Below are 23,457 nucleotides of genomic sequence, written 5' to 3'. Positions count from 1 at the left end.
AAACCGCCAAAGCTAATGGCCTAGAACCATCGAGTTACATCCAATACGTACTCGACCACATTGCCGACGCGGATACATTAGAAAAACTCGAAGCGCTATTGCCTTGGAACAGGGCGAAAGCAGGCTAGATTAGCAGGGCAAGACAAACCATTTTAGAGGGCTAATATAAGATCGCTTACCTTGAACAACAGAAGACACCCCAAAGACAAATTTTGCTAAATCGAAGCCGACACACATACTTTGCTTGGGGATGCCCCTACTCAATTGATTAACCCACCTGCAACATAGCGGCAAGATATCGGGATTGGGGGAGTACATTAAAAATATTCTCTAGCTGCATAGAACACGAAGTAATGACTATGGCTATTCGGACAGCAAGCCAAATATCAGGAAAAAACTCACGAAATGGAAATGAGAAATTCACGCGTAGGGTGGGCATGGAGACTCCGGGCTAAGTGAGAAGATTTCAACGCCCGGAGTGTAACCAGTTCACGTAGCTAGCGAAGCGAAAAGGATAGATAAAGAGAACTAGGGTCAGGAAATACGGCGATATTCATGTCTTAACTGCATAGTAAAAAGCCATCTCTTAACTGCGTCTTAAAAAGCTCATTCGTTCGATAACGCCATCTTTCAAGACAAAGCGATGGTAGAGCGCGCCAACAATATGTAAGCCGACTAGCCCAAGCATGACGTTCATAATAATAACGTGCACGTCGCCTAATTCATGAATATTGCCGTACCAAGCACCAATCCCGGCGAGAGGGACGAGTAGCATTAAGACATAAAGTGCTTTGTGTGCAATTAAGGCGAGTTTGTCTAGTTTCTTATTCGCGGTTTCAACGGGCTCTGGCGCACCAGAAAACAGGCGTACGACGATGCGAAGAAGTGCAAAGCCTAAAAAGGCCAATCCCACATAGACATGGAAATTCACCACGAATTCCTGACTCACATCTTGGCCCTCTAAATGCTTTCCTAACATTGGCCCCATACCATCACTGACAATGTAATTGGCTCCGAAGAGCAGAGCCACCCACCAATGTAACCCGATTTGTGCTAAAGAATAGTGTTTAGATTTCATGAATTTGCGCCTCAGAAAGATGAAGTAGGCCCCAAATGGAGCCCACTGATTGTGTCGTTAATTTATGACCAGTGAATGAAGACTTTGTGACTTAATCAGCCTGTTCTGCACCACCTGCATCTTTGTGAATGTTAGTGGTTACAGGTTGATAACCGCTAGCAGAAATCCAAACCGTGAACTGTTTTTCATCAGTGTTGGTTTTATACATGGAATTTGGATTCGCGCGGAAATGACCCGGTTTTACGCCGTCATCAAAATGCACGCGCTGTTCCTCTCCCGGTGCTAAAGTGAATTTACCAAGTTGAACGTGGTAACGCTCCATTTCGTCAGTAGCGAGGTTTTTAATCTGATAATCGACGTTCATGCCGGATAGGGTTTGTTTGCCGGTATTTTTAAGTAACAGCTCTAAGTGATCTGTTGCATCTTTTCGGAGTGCGTAGTCGTAGTTGTCTTCTACAAGCGCTTCTTTGATATCAATAGACACCTTGCCATTGCCCGCTGTTTGAGGCTCTATTTCAGAGAACACCGGTGTTTTATCATTTAGGTCATTTGTGCCATCGCCATCGGTATCTGCTATGGCGGGATCTGTATGAATCAGGGCTTCAGCGGTATCGGGAATACCATCTTTGTCTTGATCAGCCGCAGCGAATGCTGGTGTGGTTAGCATTAGTGATAACGCTGTTCCCATCGCAAGTGCCTTGATGTCAAAAGCAGATTTCAGCTTAGTTTGAGTAGACACGTTTTGATTAGACACGTTTTGATTAGACATAGTCATGAGTATTACTCCTTAACGAGTTTAGAAAATTGCAGTGGTTTGATGATGGTGATGAAAGCCAAGCCAAGGAAACTGAACAAAACCCACAGTAAATCACTGAGTTTTTCGCTGAGGATCGGCAGCAATGGTTTTCCGGTGTAGTTATCTTTAATACCGAGCACAGCGAAACTCGCACGCTCAAAGTGTTTGGTAATCGACGCGACTTCCACCCCATTACGAATGGTTTCGAAGGTGGCGTAACCCTGTTTAATTTTGTCCTGTTCCGCCTTTTGTACATGAAGCTGTTTGAAAACACCGCCAGCGACTTGGTTATCTGGGTCAAGCGTGTCACCGATCTGAGGTGCGATCAGTACCAAAATAAGCCATGTGATGAATCCAGCGAGTAACGCTGTTGCAGGATTCTTCAAATGAAGACAAAGGAGCAAAGTCAGTAGGAAAAAGGCACTGACATAAAGGGTAGAAAGCCCCCAAATTAGCCCGATTCGCGTCAAGTCGTCCGTAGAAAGACCAACACCGGAAATCACTATGAGAAAAATTGTCAGGGCAGCGAAGACCATCAACAAACTGCTCGCGATAAGGCTGATTCCTGCTAGGGCTTTACTCATTACAAACTGACGATGTGTGACAGGGCGCGTCAGTACGAGAGCGAGCGTTTGGCGACCACGTTCACCGCTCGCAGAGCGAAATCCAACAATAATGCCCAACACGGCACCGACGATTTCAATTTGCTCGATCGCGCCTCGGAGCAATTTGAGAGGATAGAACTCACCGGCGTCCAGATTGGTTATGGACTTACCCAGTGAAAGCAGTAGGTCCTTGGCAGATGTGAAATCTGCGACTTCAGCGGCTAATGCTATCGCGCCGGTGGTCAGGGAAATTAGAGCCGCCAATAGCATGAATCCAGTCAGTGCCGAGAAAAAGCGGTCACGTCGTGCTTCGAGCCATTCTTTGCGCACCATAGCAAATGTTTGATGGATGGTTGATTGCGCCGGATTAGACATCGAATTCACCTCGCTCTAGGGATATGTGAGTTAAGCCATACCATGCCGCACCAGCCGCGATCACGACGGACACAACCATTTGCATCAGTGCGCCTGTCGGAAAAACACTGCCATTCGGGCTGTAATCAAGCCAGTAGGCACTGAGACTTTTAAAGCTTTCGACCGTGGAAAAAGGGGCCAAAAACTGTTGGCTGAAATGGAAGAATGCGTTGTCGGGTGTCGCGGCAAGCGAAGATATTGGGTTAATCGCTGCGGTTGGGTGAATATTGGCGCTCAAAGACGGAAAGATGAATGTGAGCGTAATCCACAACGTCACTGGTAGAAGAAGGGCAACCGACTCTTTTGCTACTAATGCAGTAGATGCAAGGGCTAACAAGCCAAAAAATAATAGAATCAAATAGGCGCAGGCCATAAAAGCAACCAGCTGCCCCCACATCGCCGAGGTCAACACTACGCTTGGGAGTAATATCAAGGTGATAGCGGCAACGAATGCTGCAATCCCCGTCACGCCACCAAGTAAGGTCAGGAGCGCCTTAATTTTGCCGTCGAGATAATCGCTTCGAGACTCAATGCGAGTTCCAATTAGGGGCAACACGCCTTGTTTACGATCGCTGGCGATCAATTGGTGGCCGATGACCATCGCGGCGAGGCTACCAATTAAGCTGATGTAAATCGTCATGTTGCGCAACATACCCAGTGGCGAATCTAATTGGGCTGGATTCGGTGGGACTGGTTGGCCACTGGCTTGTAAGTAGATCACAGCGTCGGCGTAAATGGCGTTTACCGTCGATGTGGCGGAATACCCCAAGTACGCAGACAGCAAAATTAAGCCAACAAAAATTCCAGTAATGATCTTTATCGTGCCGAGCTGGATGGTTTGTGCGACCGATTGGCTGGCAATCAGCGAAGCCCGAGATGTGAAAATGGCCATCAAACGGTCTCCTTTTGCTGCGTTTGCAGCACATTCACATAAAGATCTTCAATGGCACCTTCGTGGGCAAAACGTTGATTAACTTCTGCGATTGTGCCGTGAAAAACCAATTTTCCTGCACTTAGAATCCCAATAGAGGTACACGTTTTTGCGATTTCACTGATCAAATGAGTATTCATGAAAATGGTCATGCCCATTTCTTGGTTTAACTTGGTGATCAGTTCACGAAGCATTTTCATGCCCAAGGGGTCGAGACCAGAAGCGGGCTCATCGAGAAACAAGAGTTTTGGTTGATGCAAAATGGCTTGTGCTAAACCGACGCGTTGGCGCATGCCTTTAGAAAAGCTGCCAACCTTTTTATTTGCTAGGTGTTCAATGTCTAAAAACGCTAGGGCAGATTGAATCGCACTGTCGATGTCTTCAACGCCGGAAAGCCCGGCAAAAAAAGCCAAATTTTCTTTCGTCGTTAGATTGTCATATAGACGCACATTTTCAGGGACGTAACCGATCAAACGGCGAATGTCTTGTGCTTGATCGTGAAGGTCGAATCCGAACACTTGCCCTTGGCCACCACTTGGTTGGGTCAAGGTCGTTAACATATGTACGGTTGTGGTTTTACCTGCGCCGTTATGGCCCAAGAAACCAAATATCTCGCCTTCTGGAATGGTGAGGGTCAAATGATCAACGGCGCGATGGACACCGTAGTGCTGACATAAATTGGTTAGATTGATTGCTGGGGTGCTCATCGTTCGCTCCATGTTGGTTGATGAGTACAGCTTAATGGCGTGTTGTTTGGAGATTCTTGGCGAATTCTTACAATCCTGTAAGAAACAGCGATTTGTACGTCGACTTATTGGCCAAGGTCGAGTGTTGTTCGGTACTCTAAAGAGACAAACCGAATGTATTCGATGCTTGAATAGACATTAATCAGCTAAACACCGGAGCTGCGCCAAAATGAAAATACTCTACGCTGAAGACGATTTAGAAACCGCGACCTTTGTTCAGGGCGCGCTGACTCAAGCCGGACACAGTGTTGATGTGGTTGGTGATGGTCGCCACGCTCTTGCACAAGCGAGCTTGCAGAAATACGACTTATATGTGTTTGACAGAATGATGCCGGGATTGGATGGCCTTGCCGTAATTAAGGCACTGAGAGCGGCCGATGATAGTACACCGGCAATTTTCTTAACGGGGTTAGGTAGTGTCGATGAACGCGTGAGTGGCTTGAAGTCAGGTGCCGATGACTACTTGGTGAAGCCGTTCTCGATGGCCGAATTGATGGCTCGGATCGAAGCCTTGGCAAGACGACCACAGATAAAAGCCGAAACCACACAGCTTGATTTAGGCGGGTTACAAGTAAAGCTACTCAGTCACGAGGTGTATCGTGATGGGCTTAAAATTGACCTGCAGCCCAAAGAATATGCCCTCCTAGTGTACTTAATGGAGCGGCCCGATCGAGTTCAGACGCGAAGCATGATTCTCGAAGCGGTCTGGAATATCAATTTTGATCCAAAAACCAGCGTCGTCGAAACTCACATCAGTCGCCTACGTGCCAAAGTCGATAAACCATTCGGCACCCGCAACATTCAAACACTTCATGGCTCTGGCTATGTCTTTAAATCGATGTAGGCATTAAGGGGTAACATGTCATCCATTTCTCAGCGCTTTACTTCATCGGTTGGCTTTGCGGCATTAATTACGGGCGTGTTTGCGATTGCGACCACATTGGCGGCGTGGATTGCCGTTAGTTTGCATAAACAGGAATTGGTCCAACGATTATTTTTCGACACACAATATCAAGCGGAATCCCTGCAGCGGGTCTATCAGCACCGCGGATTGGAAGAGTTACTCAGTCAAATCGATTTTCAACTGACCTACGATGATCAAGGCGCGATGTTGGTGGCCTTTCACGGTAAAAATGGTGCTCACGTCGGCGACTCATTTATATCCGAACCATTTGTTCACCAGCGCGTCTTGCAAGTTGGTAAGGACATTACCTTACCGGAAAAAATCGATGAAGAAAGTGATGGTACCTATTTTGGTTATGGGGTTGAAACGCCGGACGGGTGGATATTGGTTGCACGAGACAGCCGTTGGGTAACGGACAGTCAAGAAGTCCTTGAGCAATCAATTTTATGGGGGTTAGCGGCTTCCATGGTGTTAATTGCATTAGTTGTTTTCTACATTGCGCGATTTAACGAACGCCGAGTTCAATCCATTCGCTCCGTGTTAACCAAAGCTGCTGCGGGGAATATGGCGGCGCGTTGTGAGGTGAGTCCTGATACTGGCGATGCGTTAAATCAGGTGTCAGTTGGGATCAACCAAACACTGGATCACCTGCAACGTTCTATGGAGAGTTTGCGACAGGTATCGGCCGATATCGCGCATGATTTACGCCGACCGCTCACACGTTTAAGGCTTAAATTGGAACAAGTGCAATTGCAAGGAAATTTGGACCCTCCGAACGAGGGTGAAATCGACAGTCATCTAGAAAGTGGAATTTTGGCAACAGCTTTGGATGATATCGATCAAGTATCGACGACGTTCGATGCCATTTTGCGTTTAGCGCAAATTGAGAGCGGCGCCCAAACAATCGCGCGAAAACCGGTGGATTTAGTTCAACTCAGTCACGAGCTATATGACTTATTCGTAGCTGTTGCTGAAGACAACCAGCAAACACTCACGCTTCAAATTCAATGTCCAGCTGTGTTCGTCAATGGCGACATAGACCTGATTCGTCAAGCTGTCATTAACCTACTCGACAACAGTATTCGTTATGCAGAACCCAATGCGAACATAATCTTGCGATGTGGTGTGGACGATGACCGACGATATATTCAGGTTCAGGATAATGGACCGGGAATTCGGACTGAGTTGCATGAGAAGGTCACGGACCGCTTTTTTCGCGTGGATTCGAGTCGACATTTGGCAGGAACTGGACTGGGCTTGAGTCTAGTGAAGGCCATCGCACAGCGTCACGATGCCGAACTCCGACTAGAAGACGGTAAACCGGGGTTGGCGGTTACCGTGATATGGCGGAATTAATGGCGCTGCTACTTTTATTTCAAACCACTTGCAGTAAGGAAATGGGATGGACTCCCCCAACCCCGGCATCATGTGCCATATTGAAGGTGAATTAATCAATTAAATAGCGGGAGTCCACCATGAAAAGTATGCGTATCGGCTTGGATTTAGCAAAAAATGTCTTTGAGGTGTTTGCTGTTGATCAGGATGAAAAAGTACTACTTAGGAAGACCATTAAACGCTCCAAAGTACTCGAATTCTTCATTCAACAAGAACCTTGTGTCGTTGGTATAGAGAGTTGTGGCGGTGCGCACTACTGGGCAAGAGAGCTTCAGAAGATGGGGCATGATGTCCGTATGATGGCCCCACAGTTTGTCGCCCCTTATCGTAAGAGTTAGAAGAATGACCGCAATGATGCCGAAGCCATATGTGAGGCTGCAGGGCGGCCCAATATGCGTTTTGTTCCGATTAAGAATGAAGAACAGCAAGCCATTTTAACGGTTCATCGCGCTCGCTCCTTATTGGTTGCAGAGCGAGTTGCGTTGGTCAATCAGATTCGTGGTTTCCTAACTGAATATGGCATTGTTATACCGCAAGGTAGGCTCCATTTAAGGGCGAAATTACCAGAGATCTTGGAAGATGGAGAAAACTCATTACCCTATTTGGCACGAGAGGTTTTCGCTGATCAATATCGTAGATTGTGTGAGCTGGATCGCGTGATAGATGATTATGATCAGAAACTAGCATCGTTGGCCAAATCACAAGAAGTCACTCGACGAGTGATAATTGCCACGAAGTGGTTATGGACGTACAACAATGAAAGGCCAAACTAAAGGTGCGATTCCAGACCACACTACCATCATGAACTTCCGTCACTTACTTGAGAAGCACAAACTGGGTCGTAAACCCTTTAAAGAAGTAAACAAATGGCTGTCTGATTCCGGTATCTACTTTAAAGAAGGGACAATCGTGGATGCGACGATCATCGAGGCTGCGAGTTCGACTAAAAATAAGTCAAACGCCCATGATCCCGAAATGCATCAGACGCAAAAGGGCAAGCAATGGTTCTTTGGCATGAAAGCTCATATTGGCGTGGATGCAAAACGAGGTCTGGTGCACAGCTTCACTACGACGTCTGCTAATGATCATGATTTAAACCAACTGCCGGAGCTCCTTCATGGTAATGAATCCTTTGTATCGGCGGACTCTGGCTACCGTGGCGTTGAAAAGCGCGCAGAAACTAAGGATCGGAAAGTCGATTGGTTGGTAGCTGAGATGCCTAGCAAGATACGCGCTTGGAAAAAGCACCCTCGTAAAAATAAACAGCTGATCCGAACAGAATACTTAAAGGCAAGCATCAGGGCGAAAGTTGAGCATCCATTTAGAATGTTGAAATGTCAGTTTGGTTTTCGAAAAGCTGTCTATAAAGGGCTGACTAAAAATGACAACAAGCTCGCCGTGCTGTTTGCGCTTGGAAATTTGCTACGAATAGAGCAGATGATCAGGTCTGCAAAGGGTTAATCCGTCCAAAAGGCGGATTTTGGCTCCTCAGAGCAGCTAATAGCGGAAAAGTACGGCAAACTGCCACGATTTTAGCGTTGCTGGTATGTGGAACAAGTCAGACCAGAACTATCTTACTTGTTCGCAGCTTCCTTAGACAAATTTTTCTTTCAAAATCAATGACTTGGTGTTTCGACTAAGTTATAAACCTATATTTTTGGTCGCAAAAACCTCCTCTAAGTCATTGAAATAAAAATATTTTCTTAGTTCATTCATTATTTTTGGTCACACCTATAATCTAAATGAACTAACTTTACCTTTCATTGTGATCACTTGCTGATTTTGTCACATTATTCTTATTAATTAGAAGTTTATGATATTGTGTCGCTATCTTGTTTAAATTTTATGCAAAAAATCACTGTGGCGAATCTGTGACCAAAATCCTCTGGAAACACCTAAAGTTTCGAACTGAAAAATATCTTGGTTGGTCATCCGCTAGCCGACGATCTGCAACGCAATTGGTGGTAGACTTCGCGCCATATTGAGTTAGAGGTCCAGCATGGAAATCAAGGTAAATTTTTTAGACAATCTCCGCTTAGAAGCCAAATTCGACGACTTTACGGTTGTGGCGGATCAACCCATTCGTTACAAAGGAGATGGCTCGGCGCCAAGTCCTTTTGATTACTTTCTGGCCTCTTCTGCCTTATGTGCCGCCTATTTCGTAAAGGTGTACTGTAAGGCGCGGGATATTCCCACTGAAGATATTCGCCTGTCCCAAAATAATATCGTTGACCCGGAAAACCGCTATAACCAGATTTTCCAAATTCAAGTGGAGCTGCCCGAGTACATCAGTGAAAAGGATCGTGAGGGTATCTTGCGCTCAATTGATCGTTGTACAGTGAAAAAGGTAGTGCAAACTGGGCCGGAATTTAAGATTGAAACTGTTGATGACCTAGATGCCGGCGCTTCTCTTATGGCGCTGGCGCAACCTAATGGTGGCGAAAAGACAACGATCCTAGGTAAAGATCTTCCTTTAGAAGATACCATTGCGAACATGTCTGGTTTGCTAGCAGATTTAGGCATGAAGATTGAGGTGGCGTCCTGGCGTAACATTGTGCCAGGGGTGTGGTCGCTGCATTTACGAGATGCCGCGTCGCACATGTGTTTCACCAATGGTAAAGGGGCAACTAAAGAAAGTGCGCTGTGCTCGGCCTTGGGTGAATTTATTGAGCGTGCGAGCTGCAATTTCTTTTACAACGATCAATTCTTTGGTGAAGAGTTAGCTAACGCGGACTTTGTGCATTATCCAACGGAAAAATGGTTTCCCCTCACCGAAGATGATTCATTACCAGAAGGTTTGTTAGACGATTACTGCTTGGACATTTTCGATCCTGAGCAAGAATTGCTAGGTTCGCATCTTATCGATACTAACTCTGGCAATATCGAGCGAGGTATCTGTGCAATCCCCTACGTGCGCCAGTCGGATCAGGAAACGGTTTACTTCCCATCCAACCTGATCGAAAACCTATTCCTAAGTAACGGCATGAGTGCGGGGAATACGCTACCGGAAGCAATGGTGCAGTGTTTGTCGGAGATCTTCGAGCGGGCGGCGAAGAAGCAGATTATAGAGCAAGAGATCGTCCTGCCGGATGTGCCGATGGCGGTATTGGAAAAATACCCGCGCATTCTCGAAGGCATCAAGAGCCTTGAGGAAAATGGTTTCCCAGTGGTGGTGAAAGATGCCTCACTGGGAGGGCAATTCCCGGTAATGAATGTGACCCTGATGAATCCTCGTACAGGTGGTGTATTTGCCTCCTTCGGTGCGCATCCGAGCTTTGAAGTGGCCTTAGAGCGTAGCCTAACCGAGCTATTGCAGGGCCGTAGTTTCGAAGGCTTAAATGATGTGCCACTACCGACATTTAACTCGTTTGCAGTGCAAGAGCCAAATAACTTTGTGGAGCATTTTATCGACTCCACCGGCGTGATTTCTTGGAAGTTCTTTAGCGCGAAAGCTGACTACGAATTCTGTGAGTGGAACTTTTCCGGCACCACGGAAGAAGAGCGTGATCGCCTAATGGGCATCCTCGAAGAAATGGGCAAGGAAGTGTATATGGCCGTATTTGACGACTTAGGTGCAAATGTCTGTCGTATCCTAGTGCCAGATTATTCAGAGGTGTACCCTGTGGATGATTTGATTTGGGATAATACCAACAAGGCGTTGTTATTCCGCGAAGATATTCTCAACATCCATTCCCTTGACGATGATGCCCTAGAAGCATTACTAGAGCGGTTAGAAGAGAGTGAGTTGGATAACTACACCGATATTCGCACCTTAATTGGTGTTGAATTCGATGAAAACACCCCGTGGGGAAGGTTAGATGTCGGCGAGCTAAAGCTCTTGTTGTTCCTAGCGCTACAAATGCACGAAGAAGCGAAAGATCAGGTGCAGGAATTTTTAAGCTACAACAACAATACGGTTGAGCGTGGTTTGTTTTATCAGGCGATCAGCGCTGTTCTTGAAATTACCCTAGATGACGAGCTAGCGCTAGAAGACTTCCTGCCTAACTTGTCACGCATGTTTGGTAAAGCGACGATGGAAAATGTAGTGGGTTCCGTAAATGGCACAGTGAAATTTTATGGTTTAGCGCCGACGAATATGAAACTTGAAGGTCTGGATCGTCATTTGAAATTAATCGACAGCTATAAAAAGCTTCATGCCTATCGTGCGCAAAAGTATTCTGCTGCGACTAATTGAAAAAAGTACGTTTTGGTTTAATGGACGGGGGGCCGATATTGCATAATTTTGTTTAGCGATATCGGTAAAACTGATAAAATTATGCCCCGTTTTTGGGCTCTGACCGCCGTGTTTTTTCATGGTGGTAGTTTACTGACCGTAAGGATGCGAGGTTCCTTTGAAAATCCGCTTGTCGATTCGCTTTCTTATCATCGCGCTAGCCATTGTTGGTGTGTTGTTTACCTTTATTAACGGTTACTCTGCGACCTACCGTGCTCAGAAAGCGATGCTAGTAGAGATGGCGTTGGATTCGAACCGCGTTTATGCCGAGAAGTTAGCTAGTACCACGGAAGCGTTCCTCAGCCATGCCCGTTCCCAGTTAGCGCTTGGCGCCGAATTGGTTGCTCCTATGATGGAGGAAGGGGCTGATTATCAAAAAGTCCAATTAGAACTCGACCGTATTCAGGCGCTTAGCGAGGGATTTAACTCTGTCTCAGTAGTTAATCCTGCCGGTATGTTCGTATCTATTTCGCCCCAGGTGTTGGGGTTGAGGGGAATGTTTGTTCCCGATTCCTTAAAGTCAGTGCTGAAAGCAAACAAACCACAAGTCATTGGACCAATGATTGGTCCAGCTGGTAAGTATTTGGTCTCTTTGACACACCCGATACAGAACCTAGCTGGAGAGCACATGGGTGATGTGGTCGGTACTATCTATCTACATAACAACAACTTTCTCGATGGTTTATTGTCCCATCATGGCTATGACGATGACTCCTATATATATGTGGTTTCATCTAGCAAAGCCCTGATCTATCACGCCGATAAAACCCGTATTGGTGAAATTGTAAATGGCAATCGGGTAATAGATCGTGTTACGCAAGGCTACAGTGGCGCCCAGGAAGTTGTGAATTCGCGTGGTATTGCCATGGTGTCTGGCTACGCTTATGTAGAGGATACTGGATGGGGGATTGTGACTCAGCGCCCACTTACTTCTGTACTCAACGAGTTGGATCAGCAAATGTGGCTGGTCCTGTTAGAGGCATTGCCAGCCCAAGCTGTGATCCTACTCGTGATCGGCTTCTTGGCATTTCTAGTGGCACGGCCGTTACGCCAGCTGGCTGAAAGCACCATCAGCCTCGATTTAGACCGCCTCTCCCGCATCAATGCTTGGTATTACGAAGCCTATCAACTGAAGGGAGCTATCAACCACGAGGTTGATCTGTTGCACGAGAAGATTTCTCGATTTGATAATGATCGGAAAAAAGACCCATTGACTGGGTTGTTAAATCGCCGTGGCATGGAAGAAATGGTCCAAGCCAGCGTGGTAAAAAATACGAATTTCGCCTTGATTGTCTTTGATATTGATTACTTTAAAAAGGTAAATGATCAGTTTGGTCACGAAGTAGGGGACCAAGTATTGCAGTTTCTGGCGCAATCCTTGGGGCGCTATATTGGTCAAAAAGGTACCTTGATTCGTACCGGTGGCGAGGAATTCGTCGTATTTTTACCGGGACTTTCGCTTGAGCTTGCTGGCCAGTATGCGGAAGAAATACGCGCTTATACGGAGCAAGAGCCGATCGAGGCGATTCATCGTCCAGTAACCATTTCCCTTGGTGTGAGTTATTGGCAAGCGAATGAAGAGGTAAAAGAGGCTTTTCGACGTGCAGATATGGCTATGTATGAATCGAAAGGCGCGGGTCGCAATCGTGTGACCGTATTGGGAATAAATGATTGAGCCAAAAAATCGTTATATTCGTTTAATCGCATGATGTAAGTCATGCTGTGAGAATGATTCCACCCTTACTCTCATTGCACTAGTTAGGTTGGTTAAATCCTTGGTCTTAGGCAGTGATTTCACGTCATAGTCCAGCATTCAGTCTTTGAGAGGTTTTATTATGGTTGATAAGAGCCGTCGTTCGTTTATCCGTAAGGGTATGTTTGGTTTAGCTGTGCTTCCATTTGGCGCTGGCGTTCTGACAAGCAAGGCATTTGCAGCACTTCCTAAAGTGGATCCAAGTGCACCAAATGCTAAAGCTCTAAATTATGTTTCCGTTGCCGCAAATGCTTCTGGTCATGCTGCTTATCAAGCTGGCCGTGTTTGTGAAAACTGCAATTTCTTCCAGCCAGCGACAGGGGCTTGTCCGCTATTCCCTGGTCATGCTGTTGAACCAGCAGGCTGGTGTCAAGCTTGGATCAAACGCCCATAACAGCAGCACTAGCTTCTGGTTTGACCTAATAAAAAACGGAGCATTTCGCTCCGTTTTTGTTTATTAAGGCGTTATTGCTGTTCAATAGCAATTGGCTTGTCTACCCTCGGATACAAGCTTGTTGTACACCGCTAGCGGTCCCGGCATACCTTTTGATAAGTCATCAATACGGGTGCTGTTGGACGGGTGGGTAGAAAGCATCTCTGGAGTGCTACTGCCGCCTGCCGCTGACATGTTCTGCCAAAGTGTCACGCTTTGCTGTGGGTCAAAACCGGCTTTTGCCATCAGATCTAAGCCAATCAGGTCTGCCTCAGTTTCATGGGCGCGGCTAAAAGGTAATATCACACCGACTTGAGCGCCAATTCCTAACCCTTGAAAAATGGCTGTCTTAGTAGCTGATTCTTCACCGGCAAGTTCGTAACCCAAAGCCAGTACTTGGCTGGTGGCAAGCTGCGTCGATACGCGCTCATTTCCATGGCGAGCGAGTACGTGCCCGACTTCATGACCCACCACGGCTGCAAGCTGGGACTGATTAGTAGCCACGTTGAGTAGGCCGGTGTACACACCAATCTTGTAACCAGGCAAGGCGAAGGCGTTTACTTGTTGATCATCAAATACGACAACTTCCCAGTCTTGCTGACGGTATTTATCTGGTAGTACCGCAATAATTCGATCAGCTACACACTGAACGTTGCTCTTGGTGGCATCGCTACTGGAAATGGGGACTTCTTGCTTCATTTCATTAAATGAAGTGACGCCCATCTCGTTTATCTGTGCATCAGGCAATAGCACAAACTGCTTTCTGCCCGTCGGAGAGGAGCTACAGGCAGACATTAGAATGGCGCTAGCCAGTAGCGTAGTAACGATTCTTTTGTTCATAGTCTCTTCCTACTGTTGAGTTATGTCAGATAGAAATTCATTGGCATCCAAAACGATACATTCACCTGCAAGGTTTGGTACCACAGCAATCTGGAAACCATCGGCTTGCATGCCAGGCAGCCACTTTTCTATTAGGGCCTCTTGGCTAACGGTAAGAACTTGAAAGTCCCCTTCCTCTTTTTCCTGCCATGCCTCCGCCTGTTGTTCGGAGAGCCAGATAGGTAAGGCATTACCATCTCCAGTGGGAAGTACCAAACACCCAGAATCATCGGCGAGTGCATAAACACTTGCGCCTTTACGAATGGCGTCTACGGCAGTATCGTAACGTTGAGCACTGGGAAAACGGAAAAAGTCGATTGTGGTAGTCATACGTTGCTCGTCTCAAAATTTAGAGCAGTATATTACCATGTTGCAGCGGACAGACTGCAGTGAGAAGGATAAGAAAAAGCGCCATATTCATGAAGAATAGGGCGCTTTATTTTAGATATATTCGTGCTAAATGAAATTAGCGTGGCGCGGCATCAGTAATGCCTTCCACGTACCAGTTCACTTTCGCAAGTTCTTCATCAGTCAGTGTATGACCAGCAGGAACGACTAAGTTACCTTGGTTGTCCTTGATAGGACCGGTAAATGGATGAAACGCACCAGATTTGATAGAGGCATAAGTCTCATCGATTTTAGCGCGCACATCCGCAGGCAGATTGTCATTAATAGAAGCTAGTACTAGCATGTCTTCCGCGAAACCACCCCAGAAGTCAGAAGGCTTGTAAGTGCCATCCATAACCGCCTGTGTGGCCTTGATGTAGTAGGGTGCCCAGTTGTCACGTACTGAGAAGATATGGGCGTTCGGAGCGAATTGGCTTTGATCGGAAGCTTGACCGATGCCACGGATTCCGCGTTTTTCAGCCGCAATCAGCGGCGCTGCACTGTCAGTGTGTTGCAACATTACGTCAACACCTTGATCCATTAGCGCATTGGCAGCATCCGTTTCTTTACCTGGATCAAACCAGGAGTTCACCCAAACTATCTTCATTTTTACATCTGGGTTGACGCTTTTGGCTCCCATGTAAGCAGCGTTGATATCGCGGAATACTTCAGGGATTGGGAATGAACCAATGTAGCCGATGGTGTTGGTTTTGGTCATCAAGCCAGCGGTCACACCAGACACATAGCGGCCTTCGTAGGTGCGTAGGGCGTAAGTGCCTAAATTGTCAGCGCGCTTATAGCCAGTGGCGTGCTCGAAGGTCACATTAGGGAATTGTTTAGCTGCACGTACCGTTGGGTTCATGAAGCCAAACGAGGTTGTGAAGATAAGGTCATTGCCAGACTTGGCTAGTTGAGACAGTACTCGCAGGGCGTCCGCACCTTCAGGTACGTTCTCTACAAAGGTGGTTTCTACTTTATCACCAAAATGTTCCTGTAGTCCTTTGCGGCCTAGGTCGTGCTCGTAACTCCAGCCTAGGTCACCTACTGGGCCTACATAGATGAAGCCAACTTTAAATGGCTCTTCAGCCTGTACGCTGGCAGCGCCTGCCAGGATGCCTAAACCAACCAGTAAACTTTTTAATTTCATTTATTGCTCCTTTTGTGCCAACGTGGCGATAGTGATAAGGGTAATTGCCCGTGCTACTAAGCCATTTGTCTTGGGTCAAATGGTTTGCCTAAAGAGCGCGGTGCCAATAATTTTTCTTTAAAGTGATCAGCGCTGATGATGACCATGACGACGACCGTCGCAACGTAAGGGAGCATCGCCAAAAGGTTTGGTGAAATGCTCCAGCCCAGCCCTTGTAGCACTAGATGCAGAATACTTGCCATTCCGAATAGATAAGCTCCCAAGGCAATATTGCCGATACGCCAAGAGGCAAACACCACCAGTGCCAAAGCTATCCACCCCCGCCCAGCGGTAATATTCTCGACCCACATCGGTGTATACACCAGTGACATGTAAGCACCGCCAAGACCAGCCATAGCGCCACCAAACATGACCGCTAGGTAACGTACTCGCAACACTTTAATGCCGATGGCATTGGCGGCATGAGGATTCTCACCGACGGCTTTAAGGGTTAGGCCAATTCTTGTTTTATTCACAATCCAAGCGAGAATAAAGCACGCCAGCACGGCGCTGTAAACCAAAATATCATGGTTAAACAATGCTGGCCCGATAACCGGTATATCAACGAGGTAAGGGATGGGTAGTTGCTTAAAGCCTTGAATGGTCTGACCGACAACGCCAGAGCCGATGAAGGCACTGAGCCCTGTACCGAAAATAGTCAATGCAAGCCCAGTTGCCACCTGATTAGCACCAATATGGATCACTAAAAAGCCGAACAGTAAGCTCATTAATGAACCAATTAGAACGGCTCCCAAAATACCCATACCCAAAGAGCCAGTAGCCACTACCGCCATAAAACCAACCACCGCTCCCATCAACATCATGCCTTCTTGACCGAGGTTGAGAATACCGGACTTTTCGCAAATCACCTCACCCAACGCCACGAGCAATAGGGGCGTGCCAGTCTTAATGGCGGCAAATAGTATTTGTGTTAACAATTCGATATCCATGGCTTACCCTTTAAAAGACGATTTGGTAAATGTGATGCGATGGTTAATCAAGAAATCGCAGGCCAATAGGAAAAACAGTAAAGTCCCTTGAAACATACCAACTACCGCGATCGGGATGCCCATCTCGATTTGGGCTAAATCGCCTCCCATATAGAGTACCGCTAGGAAGATCGCCGCAATAATGGCGCCCATGGGATGCAAGCGCCCCAAATAGGCGACAATAATTGCAGAATAGCCGTAACCAGGAGAAACCACCGGTGTCAGCTGGCCAATCGGCCCAGCCACTTCCGCCACTCCGGCAAGTCCAGCTAATCCCCCAGCCACAAGCATCACAAACCAGCTAATACGGCGGCTATTAAAACCTGCGTAACGGGCAGCGGGTTCATCCGCTCCGAGTACGCGAATCTGAAAACCTAAGTGAGTTTTGCTGAGAACGATCCAAGCGCCAATAGCCGCTAGAAAAGCAAATAACACGCCTAAATGAACCCGGCCAAAGTCTGCTAAAACTGGGAGCGTGGTAGCATCGGAAAACAGTGCCGACTCAGGGAAGCCAAATCCATCCGGATCACGCAATGGGCCATGTACCGCCCACACCAAAAGGTACAAGGCAATATAGTTAAACATGATGGTGGTTAGGATGAGATTAGAATTGAAGCGTAGTCGCAAGAAGGTGGGAATGGCTGCCCATACCATGCCTGACAGGATGCCGGCCACTAGGGTGGCAACCAATGCCAGCGGAGAATCAAACTCGATCAAGGCTAGAGCCATGGCGCTACCGCCAAGTGCGCCAGCGAGTAGCTGGCCTTCCGCACCAATATTCCAAAGGTTGGCGCGGTAGCACAATGATAGGCCGACAGCACATAACAACAGGGGGCCCATTTTGACCAGCATTTCGCTAATGTTATAGGCATCCGAAAGAGGCTGAATGAGTAGCACATGGAGTGCCTGCAATGGGCTTTTATCGAGAGCTAAAAACAGTATGCTGCCAAAAATAAGCGTTAAGACAATCGCCATCACCGGCGACAAAAAGGTCATCAGCGTGCTGGGTTCTTTGCGTTTTTGAATTTCCATTATGGGTTCGCTGCCTCGATGTCAATAAAGGTGCCGGCCATCCATTCGCCGATTTGTTCGATACTGGTGGATTCTGTTGCTACGATCGGAGAAAGGTGCCCGTCACAGAGCGCTCCCATGCGATCCGCCAGCAGGAATAGCTCGTCGATATCCTCTGAAATCAATAATATCGCGGCTCCTTGATCCCGTAATTCCAGCAGAGCCTGATGAATAGCTAACGCCGCCCCCACGTCTACTCCCCACGTGGGGTGGGAGCACATCAATACCTTTGGCTCCTGTTCGATTTCACGACCGACGATAAATTTCTGTAAGTTGCCGCCACTTAAGCTTCTGGCTTCAGAATGATCACCGTGGCATTTCACCCGAAAGCGTTCAATCAGGCCTTGGGTATAGCTTTTAGCTTGCTGCCAATTTACCCAGCCATGTTTCACGAAGGGCTTATGGTTAGTTAGCAACATATTTTCAGTCAGACTCATTTCCGGTACTGCCCCGCGACCGAGGCGCTCTTCTGGGACATAAGTGAGTCCTAGACGTCGCCGCTTACCCGCATTGGCACGGCCGATCTCGGTGCCGTCCAGAAACAAAACGTTGGCAAGTGGTCGGCCATCTTCACCACTGATGGCTGCCATTAGCTCGTCTTGACCATTACCGGCGACACCCGCGATCCCGAGAATCTCACCAGCTTTTAGTTCGAAGTTGATATTTTTTAAGCTAGTGCCAAATGGTTGTTTAGCGCTGAGTGAAAGCCCTTTACTAACTAGGACTGGTTTTGTGCCCTGGGCTTTGCGGTAACCGGCATCTTGCTCGGCCAAGTCGCCCACCATCATTTTGGCAATACTGTTAGGCGTTTCTTCACTCGGTACACAGGTATCGATGACCTTACCGCCACGCAGTATCGTTGCGTGATGACACACCTCAGTGACTTCGTTCAGCTTGTGACTAATAAACAGAATACTGCAGCCTTCTGCAGACAGGGTGCGCATAATGCGGAACAAGCCCTCTACTTCCTGTGGCGTCAACACCGAAGTCGGTTCGTCGAGGATAAGTAAGCTAACGGACTGAACCAAACAGCGCATTATCTCTACGCGCTGGCGTTCACCAATAGATAGGGAATGGACATAACGCTCAGGGTCAACATTCAGTTGGTAATGATCCGATAGCTCTCGGATACGCTTCGCTAAATCACCAATTTCATGAAGTTGTGCTGGGGTGAGGCATAATTCGATGTTTTGCTTAACGGTTAGGGTTTCAAACAGGGAAAAGTGTTGAAACACCATGCCAATGCCTAAATCCCGAGCATGGGCTGGGGAGCGGATTTCAACCGGACGGCCATTCCAGAAAATGGTGCCTTTGTCCGGCGCGACGATGCCGTAGATGGTTTTCACCAAGGTGCTCTTACCAGCACCATTTTCACCTAGCAATGCATGGATTTCCCCAGGTTCAAGACTTAGGGAAATATGATCATTCGCCAGACACCCTGGATACTGCTTGGTGATATTGGCCAGCGCCAAGCGTGGGGTGTTGTCAGTGGTTGTATTCGTTGCAGACACCTTGTCAACTCTATGTTACGCAACAGCTTTAGGCTGTTAGCTGCGGGTGGGTGAACTGGACATAAACAACTTTTGTGCCAAAACGGCATTGTATGTCTACCGAAATATGGCGCCGAAGGATACGAAATTTTTGCTTGTTTGTCTGCACGGTCAGGAATAATTTTGTGTTGCTCTTGTCTTGTATCCCCATCTATTGCCAGTTGACTCAGTTTGACTTGACTTAATCCGGTTAGCTAGCCATCTGCTTTCAATGTTATTATGACGCTCATAATTTTAGCTTTGGCGTTATTCGGTGCGTCATTTTCCGGATGTGCCTCTTTCTGGTGCTTTTTATGTACGAGATTCTTTTGCGTCATCCTGATTTTTGGGTGGTGCACAAGCCTGCTGGGGTGAGTTTTCATAGTGAATCTGGCCTTGGTTTTATTGAGTTGCTGCGACAGCAGTACCCAGATGGGAATTTTTGGCCGGTACATCGATTGGATAAGATGACATCTGGGCTTGTTATTGTCGCAACGTCCGCCGAAGCTGCTGCCTTATTTGGTCAGCTGTTTAGTGCAGGCCAAATTGAAAAACGTTATCTGGCCTTAAGTAAGCGCAAGGGCAAGAAAAAGCAGGGGACGATTCAAGGTGGTATGCAGCCGGGCAGGAACGGCAATTGGTTGCTTGATCAAAGCTCGCAGAATCTTGCTTGCACGCAGTTTTTTAGTTGCGCTTTTAATGGCGTGCGGTTGTTTTATTTGCGCCCAATTACCGGTAAAACCCACCAGCTTCGTGTCGCCTTAAAGAGTAACAGCAGCCCAATTTTAGGGGATGCACGTTATGGTGGCGAAGCTGCCGAGCGTGGCTATTTACATGCCTACAGTGTGTCTTTTGACTGGCAAGGTGATTCCATCAATGTGATTTCTCGTGTGCCGGACGGACGTTTTGATAGCGCCTTGTTTGACCATGTTGCCACCCATTTTAATGAGGCTGAGTTAACTTGGCCGCAAACTAAATTAAGTAAAGTTGAATGAAAAATCTAGTGATTTACTGTCGCCCAGGCTTCGAAAAAGATGCCTTGGCGGAAGCGATTGACAAGGCTGCTGAAGCAGGAATATCTGGTTTCGGGCGAGTGCAGGAACAGGCTGGTTATGTGGTATTGGAAACAACGGAAGCCGATGCTGGTGAGCGTATCATTGCTAGCCACCACTTTAATCAGTGGATTTTTGCACGCCAGTTGATAGCCGCCAACGATTTGGTGAGTTTTGCTCAAGGAGAGCGTGTACAGGGACTCTTAGAGGCGGCAAGGCAGTTGCCTCTAGCCCAAGAGTTATGGTTAGAGACAGCGGATACCAACGATGCCAAAGCTCTCGCGCCGCTACTGAAAAAAATCGACAAGCCTTTGCGCCAAGCCTGGAAAAAGTCGGGTTTGTTACGCAATAAAGCGGTAGGTTTACGTCATCATGTGTTTTTTCTCAATACGGGGCAAGCCTATTTAGGGGTCAGCTACGCCGACTGTCGTAGTGAATTTGTGCAGGGTATCCGTCGATTGAAATTTCCACAAGATGGACCAAGTCGCTCCACTTTAAAACTGGAAGAGGCGTTTTTGCAATTCACTCCAGCGGATTTGTGGCACGGTGAGTCTCCCGAGCAGATGCGAGCGGTGGATCTTGGTGCTGCCCCCGGCGGTTGGACGTATCAGTTTGTTAAACGGGGCGTATATACCTACGCGATTGATAATGGCCCGATGCAAAAGCAACTTATGAAGACAGGTTTGGTTGAGCATATTATGGCGGATGGCTTTAAATATCAGCCGGAAACTCAAGTAGATTGGTTGGTGTGCGATATGGTTGAGCGTCCGATCAAGGTGGCTGAACTGATGGCCGATTGGCTGATTAACGGTTGGTGTAGCCGGACAATTTTTAATTTGAAGTTGCCGATGAAAAAACGCTATGCCGAAGTGACCCAGTGTTTAGTCTTGATAGAAGATCGTTTGCGTCAAGCGGGCTTAGGTTATCAGCTGCAGGTAAAGCATCTATTTCACGATAGGGAAGAAGTGACAGTATTTATCGAATTAATGGATTGATAGCCATTTGTCGTTCAGATTGAAAAGGGGAGCGTTTTGCTCCCCTTTGTTTTGCTGACTGCTACGGTCTTGGCTTAGAGACTTTCACCAGTACCAAACGCCAAGTAACCCATGTTTTCTTCCATGAGTTTATCCCGATCATAAACGTCATAACGGAACTCTGGCATACCGTTTTCATTTGGAACGACGGTGAAGTACACCAAGTAAACCGGCAATGACTGTTCTAATGAAATCACCGTTGTTTCACGGGTCAAACGCGCTTTATCCAACGCACTTTTGAGTTTGCTGTTATTGGCAATAATGAAATCTGCAAAATCGCCAGGGCGCTCTAAGCGAATACAGCCCGAGCTAAAGGCGCGATCCACTTCTTGGAACAAGTGCTTTGCGGGAGTGTCATGCAAGTAGATGTCGTTCTTGTTTGGGAACATAAACTTATAGGCTCCCAATGCGTTGCCTTCATCTGGAGTTTGTTCAAAACGGTAGCTCAGCTTACTTTGATCAATAGCCTTCCAGTCAATGGTGGTTGGATCAAGTTCTTTGGCACCAATGCTCCAGCTGGCGAACACTTTGTAACCGTGACGAGCCAAATAATTCGGATCCTTTTGAACCTTCGGCAACAAGTTTTCTCTTGCGATTCGGTGAGGAACGCGCCAGGTGGGGTTGGCCACCATATAGGTCATATTGCCAAAGAAAACTTGGGTTTTGCGTTCCGGTTTGCCGATGACTACTTTCATGGTTTGAGTGTTGCCATTTAGGCGGGTTTGCACCTCGTAGCCAGTAAGGTCTACCCACACTCGGTCCGCCTCTAGTTTGGACGGCAGCCAGCGCCAGCGCTCTAAATTGTAGGCAATTTGCTTCGCCCGCTGGGTCATGGGGATGTTAAGCATCTGAATGGTTTGGGAGCCAGCTGTACCATCCGCTAACAGATGATGGCGGCGTTGAAAGCGAATCAGGGCCTGTTTAAGTTCGTTATCAAAGACATCCTCCTGTACCTTACGGGTGGAGAAGCGAATGTCACCAAGCTGCACGAGTCGGGCGCGAAGTTGTGCGACACGGGGTCCTTCGTCACCTTCAAACAAGGGTACACCGACATCGATCTGAATATCGTTTTCTTTAGCGCTCAACTCTTGGTAGTACACCAACCATTTTTGCAGTACTTGGTAGTGGGGGTGGCTCGGTGCCAAGGTAGGTAAGTAGTTAACCATATCCGTGGCGTTCTTGAGGAAGAGTAGGTCGCGCCAAGTATTACTGGGAGCGTCCAATTGCCAGTTAGGGTCGATAAGTTGTGGCTCGTAACGACCGATACTTAAGTCATGGGCATAGGAGGACAAAGCAATGGTAGCGATTACGTCGAGCTCTGCTAGGTCTTGGGATGTAGGTGTCGGATTATCGAGATATTCTTTGAGTACATCCACATGGTAATGAATTGGATTGAGGCCATGTTGGTTGGCATCTTCCAAAATATCTACCAGTTTGTAGATGGACATATTCAGTGTTTTATCTTGAATCCACAGTGGCTCAAAATCGCGGAATTCGTAGGCTTCCAAGACGCTGTTGTTGGGTAAGGCCTGACCGGCAATCGGTGTAAAAGCCTCCAGCATCAAGGCAACTTGGTCACGAACGCTTTGCTCTATTTGCTTCTCACTGGGCGGTTCTACACTAAAGGTAATCGCAGTAGGGTTTTTAGGGGCTGATGAACAGCCACTCAGTACTGCGGCAACTGCCAGAGTGAGGGCAAACGATTTCGCTGGGAACTTCATTGAATCTCCTTGTTTGATACTGACATAGCGGTGTCTTTTTCCAGATCAGAGATAATCAGCATAGCTTCTGATGCGGAATTGCCACAAATGTATTCCATCGGTTGAAAATCCGCACAAACCTTAGGCCGGCGCGGATCGGTAAATATTAGGCAGCGTTTGTGCTCATCCAGATGGAGGCAAGGTACACCGGCGGGCTTGCCATTTGGCATGCCGGGAATCGGTGAGCTGATAGAAGGGGCAATACAGCAAGCCCCGCATTCTGGACGACATTGCACAGTGTTAATCTATCCTGTAACTCAACAAATAATTGTAGTGCTCGT

General features: G+C 47.4%; 21 protein-coding genes and 2 pseudogenes. 10 read left to right on the top strand and 13 right to left on the bottom strand.

Features of this window, described 5'->3' with window-relative positions; genetic code table 11:
• Positions 1-128: transposase domain-containing protein (locus FJM67_RS08115; RefSeq protein ID WP_140588298.1), on the top strand; the 128-nt coding region annotated here is incomplete at its 5' end.
• Positions 129-586: 458 nt separating this feature from the next.
• On the opposite strand, the gene FJM67_RS08110 is transcribed toward FJM67_RS08115, so the two are convergent.
• The 5 genes from FJM67_RS08110 to FJM67_RS08090 all read right to left on the bottom strand — a co-directional run bounded on the left by FJM67_RS08110 (position 587) and on the right by FJM67_RS08090 (position 4,531).
• On the bottom strand, positions 587-1,078 hold the full coding sequence (locus FJM67_RS08110; RefSeq protein ID WP_140588296.1) for a cytochrome b: 492 nt from the start codon (positions 1,076-1,078) through the stop codon (positions 587-589).
• A 91-nt stretch (positions 1,079-1,169) separates the two neighbouring features.
• Entirely contained in the window at positions 1,170-1,853 is a 684-nt protein-coding gene (locus FJM67_RS08105; RefSeq protein WP_140588294.1) for a hypothetical protein, read from the bottom strand.
• Between the two features lie 5 nt (positions 1,854-1,858).
• Entirely contained in the window at positions 1,859-2,854 is a 996-nt protein-coding gene (locus tag FJM67_RS08100) for an ABC transporter permease (protein ID WP_140588292.1), read from the bottom strand.
• A complete protein-coding gene (locus FJM67_RS08095) occupies positions 2,847-3,785 on the bottom strand; it encodes an ABC-2 transporter permease (protein WP_140588291.1) in 939 nt (312 codons plus the stop codon). Before FJM67_RS08095 ends, FJM67_RS08100 begins: the two co-directional genes overlap by 8 nt.
• On the bottom strand, positions 3,785-4,531 hold the full coding sequence (locus FJM67_RS08090) for an ABC transporter ATP-binding protein (RefSeq protein WP_140588290.1): 747 nt from the start codon (positions 4,529-4,531) through the stop codon (positions 3,785-3,787). Before FJM67_RS08090 ends, FJM67_RS08095 begins: the two co-directional genes overlap by 1 nt.
• A gap of 208 nt (positions 4,532-4,739) precedes the next feature.
• Here FJM67_RS08090 and FJM67_RS08085 point away from each other — a divergent pair, with 208 nt between their 5' ends.
• The 7 genes and pseudogenes from FJM67_RS08085 to FJM67_RS08050 all read left to right on the top strand — a co-directional run bounded on the left by FJM67_RS08085 (position 4,740) and on the right by FJM67_RS08050 (position 13,250).
• Entirely contained in the window at positions 4,740-5,414 is a 675-nt protein-coding gene (locus tag FJM67_RS08085) for a response regulator transcription factor (RefSeq protein ID WP_140588289.1), read from the top strand.
• 15 nt (positions 5,415-5,429) lie between these two features.
• On the top strand, positions 5,430-6,830 hold the full coding sequence (locus FJM67_RS08080; RefSeq protein WP_140588288.1) for an ATP-binding protein: 1,401 nt from the start codon (positions 5,430-5,432) through the stop codon (positions 6,828-6,830).
• Between the two features lie 119 nt (positions 6,831-6,949).
• A pseudogene (locus FJM67_RS18035) lies at positions 6,950-7,642 on the top strand (IS110 family RNA-guided transposase).
• A 4-nt stretch (positions 7,643-7,646) separates the two neighbouring features.
• A pseudogene (locus FJM67_RS08065) lies at positions 7,647-8,330 on the top strand (IS5 family transposase); the annotation flags it as partial.
• Positions 8,331-8,868: 538 nt separating this feature from the next.
• A complete protein-coding gene (locus FJM67_RS08060; RefSeq protein ID WP_140588285.1) occupies positions 8,869-11,064 on the top strand; it encodes an OsmC domain/YcaO domain-containing protein in 2,196 nt (731 codons plus the stop codon).
• 157 nt (positions 11,065-11,221) lie between these two features.
• Positions 11,222-12,778 carry a sensor domain-containing diguanylate cyclase gene (locus tag FJM67_RS08055; RefSeq protein ID WP_140588284.1) on the top strand — a complete coding sequence of 519 codons (1,557 nt, stop codon included), beginning with the start codon at positions 11,222-11,224 and terminating at the stop codon, positions 12,776-12,778.
• A 160-nt stretch (positions 12,779-12,938) separates the two neighbouring features.
• Complete coding sequence (locus FJM67_RS08050) at positions 12,939-13,250, top strand: high-potential iron-sulfur protein (RefSeq protein ID WP_140588283.1); 312 nt, start codon at positions 12,939-12,941, stop codon at positions 13,248-13,250.
• Between the two features lie 81 nt (positions 13,251-13,331).
• On the opposite strand, the gene FJM67_RS08045 is transcribed toward FJM67_RS08050, so the two are convergent.
• From FJM67_RS08045 to FJM67_RS08020, 6 genes are all read right to left on the bottom strand, one after another.
• Positions 13,332-14,129 carry a M48 family metallopeptidase gene (locus FJM67_RS08045; RefSeq protein WP_140588282.1) on the bottom strand — a complete coding sequence of 266 codons (798 nt, stop codon included), beginning with the start codon at positions 14,127-14,129 and terminating at the stop codon, positions 13,332-13,334.
• A 9-nt stretch (positions 14,130-14,138) separates the two neighbouring features.
• Positions 14,139-14,498: a DUF2750 domain-containing protein gene (locus FJM67_RS08040; protein WP_140588281.1), complete on the bottom strand. Its 360-nt coding sequence runs from the start codon at positions 14,496-14,498 to the stop codon at positions 14,139-14,141.
• A gap of 136 nt (positions 14,499-14,634) precedes the next feature.
• Complete coding sequence (locus FJM67_RS08035; RefSeq protein WP_140588280.1) at positions 14,635-15,702, bottom strand: BMP family ABC transporter substrate-binding protein; 1,068 nt, start codon at positions 15,700-15,702, stop codon at positions 14,635-14,637.
• 56 nt (positions 15,703-15,758) lie between these two features.
• Positions 15,759-16,691, bottom strand: coding sequence for an ABC transporter permease (locus tag FJM67_RS08030; protein ID WP_140588279.1), 933 nt, complete (start codon positions 16,689-16,691; stop codon positions 15,759-15,761).
• A 3-nt stretch (positions 16,692-16,694) separates the two neighbouring features.
• Positions 16,695-17,765 (bottom strand): ABC transporter permease, encoded by a 1,071-nt coding sequence (locus tag FJM67_RS08025; protein WP_140588278.1) that lies wholly within the window; start codon positions 17,763-17,765, stop codon positions 16,695-16,697.
• Entirely contained in the window at positions 17,762-19,312 is a 1,551-nt protein-coding gene (locus tag FJM67_RS08020) for an ABC transporter ATP-binding protein (RefSeq protein WP_140588277.1), read from the bottom strand. The genes FJM67_RS08025 and FJM67_RS08020 overlap by 4 nt, the downstream gene beginning before the upstream one ends.
• Before the next feature lie 332 nt (positions 19,313-19,644).
• On the opposite strand from FJM67_RS08020, the gene FJM67_RS08015 reads away from it, so the two are divergent.
• Together FJM67_RS08015 and rlmM are read left to right on the top strand one after the other, a co-directional pair.
• Positions 19,645-20,325: a pseudouridine synthase gene (locus FJM67_RS08015; protein ID WP_140588276.1), complete on the top strand. Its 681-nt coding sequence runs from the start codon at positions 19,645-19,647 to the stop codon at positions 20,323-20,325.
• Positions 20,322-21,377 carry a 23S rRNA (cytidine(2498)-2'-O)-methyltransferase RlmM gene (gene rlmM, locus FJM67_RS08010; RefSeq protein ID WP_140588275.1) on the top strand — a complete coding sequence of 352 codons (1,056 nt, stop codon included), beginning with the start codon at positions 20,322-20,324 and terminating at the stop codon, positions 21,375-21,377. Before FJM67_RS08015 ends, rlmM begins: the two co-directional genes overlap by 4 nt.
• A gap of 74 nt (positions 21,378-21,451) precedes the next feature.
• Here rlmM and FJM67_RS08005 read toward each other — a convergent pair whose 3' ends face one another.
• Together FJM67_RS08005 and FJM67_RS08000 are read right to left on the bottom strand one after the other, a co-directional pair.
• Positions 21,452-23,137 (bottom strand): L,D-transpeptidase family protein, encoded by a 1,686-nt coding sequence (locus tag FJM67_RS08005; RefSeq protein ID WP_140588274.1) that lies wholly within the window; start codon positions 23,135-23,137, stop codon positions 21,452-21,454.
• On the bottom strand, positions 23,134-23,412 hold the full coding sequence (locus tag FJM67_RS08000; protein WP_140588273.1) for a YkgJ family cysteine cluster protein: 279 nt from the start codon (positions 23,410-23,412) through the stop codon (positions 23,134-23,136). Before FJM67_RS08000 ends, FJM67_RS08005 begins: the two co-directional genes overlap by 4 nt.
• Positions 23,413-23,457 lie beyond the last annotated feature (45 nt).

It is taken from the genome of Maribrevibacterium harenarium, from assembly GCF_006385675.1.
GTDB classification, from domain to species: domain Bacteria; phylum Pseudomonadota; class Gammaproteobacteria; order Pseudomonadales; family Marinomonadaceae; genus Marinomonas; species Marinomonas harenarium.
Note: the sequence above shows the minus strand (reverse complement) of the source record. Positions and strands in the feature narration are given on the sequence as shown.